The sequence below is a fragment of the Streptomyces bohaiensis genome, assembly GCF_012033785.1.
In the GTDB taxonomy this organism is placed as follows: Bacteria; Actinomycetota; Actinomycetes; order Streptomycetales; family Streptomycetaceae; genus Streptomyces; species Streptomyces bohaiensis.
Genome location: NZ_JAAVJC010000322.1, coordinates 1 through 4,975 on the forward strand (window position 1 = coordinate 1; position 4,975 = coordinate 4,975).

Sequence of the window (4,975 nt, forward strand, 5' to 3'; positions counted from 1 at the left end):
CCGGCTCCGCGTTGAAGTCGCCGGTCACCACGGTGGGGAAGTCGCCGTCGGGGCGGATCTCGGCCACCAGCCGCGCCGCCACCGTGCAGGTGACCGTCGCACCGCCGGGGAGCGCCGCCGGCCGCACCCGGGCGCCGGAGGTGCGCGGCCCGGGACCGGGCCGGTCGGTGTCGACGCTCATCTCCGCCGCCCTCTCGCCCTCGCGCCCGCCTGCGGGCGCCCAACCGTCGTGGGGGCCTATTACTGGCAGCAGGGTGGGGACGGGGCAAGCCGTGGCGCGGCCGCGTCGGGCGGGCACCGGTGGGCGGGTGAGCGGGGCGAACCGGCGCGGGGTCGTGCCGCACAACGGCTCCGCCGGTGCCGGAGGCTCCACCGTGGGCGCCGACCCCGCGTCGGAATCCACTCGAACGGCCGCGCGGGGCGTTGCGCCGGTCGGATGAACGCGGTGGTGGCGACGGTCCGTTGGGCGCCGGGCACTCCGGCCGGGGCAGCGCACCGGGACAACCCCCTCGCCGCACCCGAACGCGTGTTCTATTCTGGTGCGGACGGAGGAGGACATATGCGCTGGAACAACCTGAGCGACGCCGACCGGAACGCGGCCCCCGGCCTGTTCGGGACGGACGTCGTCACCCGCACCGTGGACACCCCGGAGTTCCGCGGCATCACCTTCCACGAGGTACGCGCCCGCTCCCTCGTCAACCGGGTCCCCGGAGCGTCCCGGATGCCCTTCGAGTGGACCGTGAACCCGTACCGCGGCTGTTCGCACGCCTGCGTGTACTGCTTTGCGCGCCGCACGCACGCCTACCTCGACCTGGACACCGGGGCGGGGTTCGACAGCCAGATCGTGGTGAAGGTGAACGCCGCCGAGGTGCTGCGCCGGGAGCTCGCCACCGGCCGCTGGCAGGGGCAGCACATCGCGATGGGCACCAACGTCGACTGCTACCAGCGCGCGGAGGGCCGGTACCGGCTGATGCCGGGAATCCTCGACGCCCTCACCGAGCACGGCAACCCGTTCTCGATCCTCACCAAGGGCACGCTGGTGCTCCGCGACGCGGAGGCGATCGCCCGGGCGGCGCGGACCGCGGACGTCTCCGTCTCCGTCTCCGTCGGCTTCGTCGACGAGGAGCTGTGGCGCACCGTCGAACCCGGGACCCCCTCCCCGCTGCGCCGGCTCGACGTGGTGCGGACCCTGACCGGCATGGGGGTGCCGGTGGGGGTCCTGATGGCCCCGGTCGTCCCGTTCCTCGGCGACGCGCCGGACCAGCTGCGCGCGACCGTGCGGGCCGTCGCCGCCGCAGGCGCCGTCTCGGTCACCCCGCTGGCGCTGCACCTGCGACCCGGCGCGCGCGAGTGGTTCCTGCGGTGGCTGGAGGAGCACCACCCGCAGCTGCTCCCCTCCTACCGGGGGCTGTACGGGGACGGCGCCTACGCGCCTCGCTGGTACCAGCGACGCGTGACCGGACAGGTCCACGAGCTGGCGGCCGAGTACGGCATCGGACCCGTGCACCGGCCCGGGGCCCACCGCTTCCGGAGTCCCGCTCCCGGCACCGGCGGGACCACGCCGGGCGAGGGACGGCAGGGGCCCGGCGGCACCCAGCTCACCCTGCTCTGACCTGCCCCGGGCGGGCGGGGCGCGCAGGGCGCTCCCGTGACGCGGTCACGGTCGACGGCGCGGCGAACGTACCATCGTGGCCGTGCGCATCGTGACGTGGAATCTGTGGTGGCGGTTCGGCCCGTGGGAGGAGCGGCAGCAGGCGATCATCGCCACGCTGCGGGAACTCGATCCCGACGTCATCGCCCTTCAGGAGGTCTGGTCGGCCGGCGCCACCAACCTCGCCGCGGTGATCGCAGAGGAGCTGGGGCTGGAACACGTCTTCGGGCCCGCCGGCGTCCCGCCGTACTGGCAGGGGCACGTCGACCCGACCGTCGGCGTCGGCAACGCCCTCCTCAGCCGCTGGCCGCTGGTCGGTTCCGGTGTGCGGCGGCTGCCGCACGGCGACGGGCCGCCCGAGGGGCGGGTCGCGGTGCACGCCCTCGTCGACACCGGGGCCGCGCGGTTCCCGGTGATCACCACCCACCTGCACGCGGCGCCCGCGGGCTCCGCCGTCCGCACGGCGCAGGTCGGCGAAGTGGCGCGGCTGGTGGCCGAGATCCGCCCCGACGGCGACTTCCCCACCGTGGTGACCGGCGACTTCAACGCGGAGCCGGATTCGGACGAGATCCGGCTCTTCGCCGGCGTCCGCACGGCGCCCGCCGTCCCCGGCCAGGCCATGATCGACGTGTGGCGGCACGCGGCGCCGGGCGCGCCGTGGGCCACCTGGAGCGCGGGAAACCCCTACGTCCGCCATCCGATGGACGTCGACGCCCGGATCGACTACATCCACCTCTCGATGCCGCCGCTGGGCGCCCCGGGCCCGTTCGGCGTCCGCGACGTGCGGGTGGTCGGCGACCGTCCGGTGGGCGGGGTCTGGCCCTCCGACCACTTCGCGGTGGTCGCCGACCTCATCTCACCGCTGGCCCCGTGACCGGGCCGGGCCGCCGCGGGCCGCGACGGGGTCACCGGCGCGCCGGGCCGGGACGATGACCGCATGACCTCGGCCGTCCTGCGCACCACGCCCACCGCGGAGCTGCCGGCCGACCGGCTGGCCGCGGCACACGCCCTGTTCGTCTCCGCCTTCGGGCCCGACACCGACCCGTCCGACTGGGAGCACTGCCTCGGCGGTGTCCACGCCACGCTCGACGTGGACGGCGAGCTGATCGGCCACGCGGCCGTCGTCGAACGGCGGCTCACCCACCGGGGCCGGCCCCTGCGCACGGGATACGTCGAGGGCGTGGCCGTGGCGGCGGGCCGCCGCGGGCGCGGCCACGGGGCGGCGCTGCTCGCCGCGGTGGAGCGGGTCGTACGCGAGCGGTACGAGCTGGGCGCGCTCTCCTCGACCGCCGACGCGCTGTCGTTCTACGAGCGGCTGGGCTGGCAGCGCTGGCGCGGCACCACCGCCGTCCTCACCCCGCACGGCCCGCGGCGGACCCCGGAGGACGACGACGCGCTGTTCGTGCTGCCGGTCTCCGCCCCCCTCGAACCGCACGGCGAGCTGGTCTGCGACCACCGGGCCGGGGACCCCTGGTGAGGTCCCCGGGCGAGCCGCCGGACGGCGGAGTTCCCGGCCCGGCGGGCGGACTCCGGGTCGGACGGCGGAGTTCCCGGGCCGGCCCGCGCCCGCCGGCCCGGGCCGTGCGGTCAGTCCTGCTCGTGCGCGGCGATCAGCGGCTCCAGCGGGGAGTCCGGGAACTCCCGCTCGAAGGAGCCGACGTGCCAGCGGCTGGGGAAGAGCGCCAGCGTCACCTTGTCCTTGACGCGCAGCATCGCCTCACCGTGGACCAGGCGCGACCGGTTGAGCGCCTCACCGCCGGCCGGGTCGGTGGCACGGGCCAGGTGGTAGGGCAGCGACTCCAGTCGCACCGGCGAGGAGAACTCGTGCTCCATCCGGTGGCGCACCACGTCGAACTGCATGGGGCCCACCGCCGCCAGCACGGGCGCCTGCTCACCGCGGATGTCGGAGACGAGGACCTGCACCACGCCCTCCTCGTCCAGCTGGGCGATGCCGCGGCGGAACTGCTTGGACTTCGCGATGTCCGTCGGCCGGACGATGGCGAAGTGCTCGGGCGCGAACGTCGGCATCGGCGGGAACTCCACCCGCTTCCCGGTGTGGAGGGTGTCCCCCACCCGCAGCTGCGCCGCGTTGACCAGGCCGACCACGTCGCCCGGGTAGGCCAGCTCCACCGAGGTCCGGTCCTGGCCGAAGACGCTGTGCGCGTACTTGGTCGCGAACGGTCGGCCCGAGGCGGCGCGGGTCACCGTCATGCCCCGCTCGAAGACACCGGAGCACACGCGCAGGAAGGCGATGCGGTCCCGGTGGGAAGGGTCCATGTTGGCCTGCATCTTGAACACCAGGCCGGAGAACTCCGCGTCCACCGGCCGCTCGCCGCCGTCGGCCAGCCGCCGGGGGGACGGTGCGGGCGCCAGGTCCACCACCGCGTCCAGCAGCACCCGCACACCGATGTTCGAGAGGGCGGCACCGAAGAAGACGGGGGTCGACCGCCCCGCGAGGAAGTCCTCCGGGTCGTGGCCACCGCCGGTCTCCGTCAGCAGCTCCAGTTCCTCGACGGCCCGGTCGTAGTCGTCGCCGAAGACCTCCCGGGCGGCGGCGGCGTCCAGCCGCTCCTCCGCCGCGGCCTTCTCCCCGCCCGGGGCGCGGGTGTAGCGCAGCGCGGCGTCCGGCTCACGGGCGTCCAGTGTGCCGCGCATCTCGCCGGCGATGCCGACCGGCCAGGTCACGGGGGTGGGCCGCAGCCGGAACTCCTGCTCGATCTCGTCCATCAGCTCCAGCGCCTCGCGCCCGGGCCGGTCCCACTTGTTGACGAAGGTGATGACCGGGACGCCCCGGTGGCGGCAGACGTCGAACAGCTTCCGGGTCTGCTCCTCCAGGCCCTTCGCCGCGTCGATCAGCATCACGGCGCAGTCGACCGCCGCCAGGACCCGGTAGGTGTCCTCGGAGAAGTCGGCGTGCCCGGGGGTGTCCAGCAGGTTGAGGACGTTGCCGCGGTAGTCGAACTGGAGGACCGCGGAGGTCACCGAGATACCCCGCGCCTGTTCCATGGCCATCCAGTCGGAGGTCACGCCCCGCCGGTCGCCCTTGCCGTGCACCGCGCCGGCCGAGGTGATGGCCCGGGCGTGCAGCGCGAGCGCCTCGGTGAGCGTCGACTTGCCCGCGTCGGGGTGGGAGATCACCGCGAACGTCCTGCGCCGCGCCGCCTCGTCTGCCGCCGTTGTCCGTGAACTCACCACTCCGCCGTATCCGCCCCCGCTCGGGGCCTCGCTGCCGCGCGCCGGGCCCGTAGCCGGCCGGCGGGCAAATCTACCCGCCGGGGGCGCCGCGCGGGAAACCCGCCCACGGCCGGTGCCGCGGCACCGGCC

4 protein-coding genes and 1 pseudogene are annotated in these 4,975 nt (G+C 75.2%); 3 read left to right on the plus strand and 2 right to left on the minus strand.

Annotation, left to right across the window (positions count from 1 at the left end; translation table 11 throughout):
* Positions 1 to 181: pseudogene (locus HCN52_RS21795) on the minus strand (hypothetical protein); the annotation flags it as partial.
* A gap of 378 nt (positions 182 to 559) precedes the next feature.
* Between HCN52_RS21795 and HCN52_RS21800 the strand changes: the two are divergent.
* The 3 genes from HCN52_RS21800 (at position 560) to HCN52_RS21810 (ending at position 3,128) form a co-directional block, all read left to right on the plus strand.
* The gene (locus HCN52_RS21800; protein ID WP_168090153.1) at positions 560 to 1,612 is read left to right on the plus strand and encodes an Rv2578c family radical SAM protein; all 1,053 of its coding nucleotides are present in this window, start codon (positions 560 to 562) and stop codon (positions 1,610 to 1,612) included.
* 82 nt (positions 1,613 to 1,694) lie between these two features.
* Positions 1,695 to 2,525 carry an endonuclease/exonuclease/phosphatase family protein gene (locus HCN52_RS21805; RefSeq protein WP_312876827.1) on the plus strand — a complete coding sequence of 277 codons (831 nt, stop codon included), beginning with the start codon at positions 1,695 to 1,697 and terminating at the stop codon, positions 2,523 to 2,525.
* 63 nt (positions 2,526 to 2,588) lie between these two features.
* Entirely contained in the window at positions 2,589 to 3,128 is a 540-nt protein-coding gene (locus HCN52_RS21810) for a GNAT family N-acetyltransferase (protein ID WP_168090154.1), read from the plus strand.
* Positions 3,129 to 3,238: 110 nt separating this feature from the next.
* Here the strand turns inward: HCN52_RS21810 and HCN52_RS21815 are convergent, their stop codons facing one another.
* Complete coding sequence (locus HCN52_RS21815; RefSeq protein WP_312876828.1) at positions 3,239 to 4,843, minus strand: peptide chain release factor 3; 1,605 nt, start codon at positions 4,841 to 4,843, stop codon at positions 3,239 to 3,241.
* Between the last annotated feature and the right edge of the window lie 132 nt (positions 4,844 to 4,975).

Coding starts and splice junctions, on each gene's coding strand:
- HCN52_RS21800 (WP_168090153.1), top strand. CDS start 560: ATGCGCTGGAACAACCTGAGCGACGCCGACCGGAACGCGGCCCCCGGC.
- HCN52_RS21810 (WP_168090154.1), top strand. CDS start 2,589: ATGACCTCGGCCGTCCTGCGCACCACGCCCACCGCGGAGCTGCCGGCC.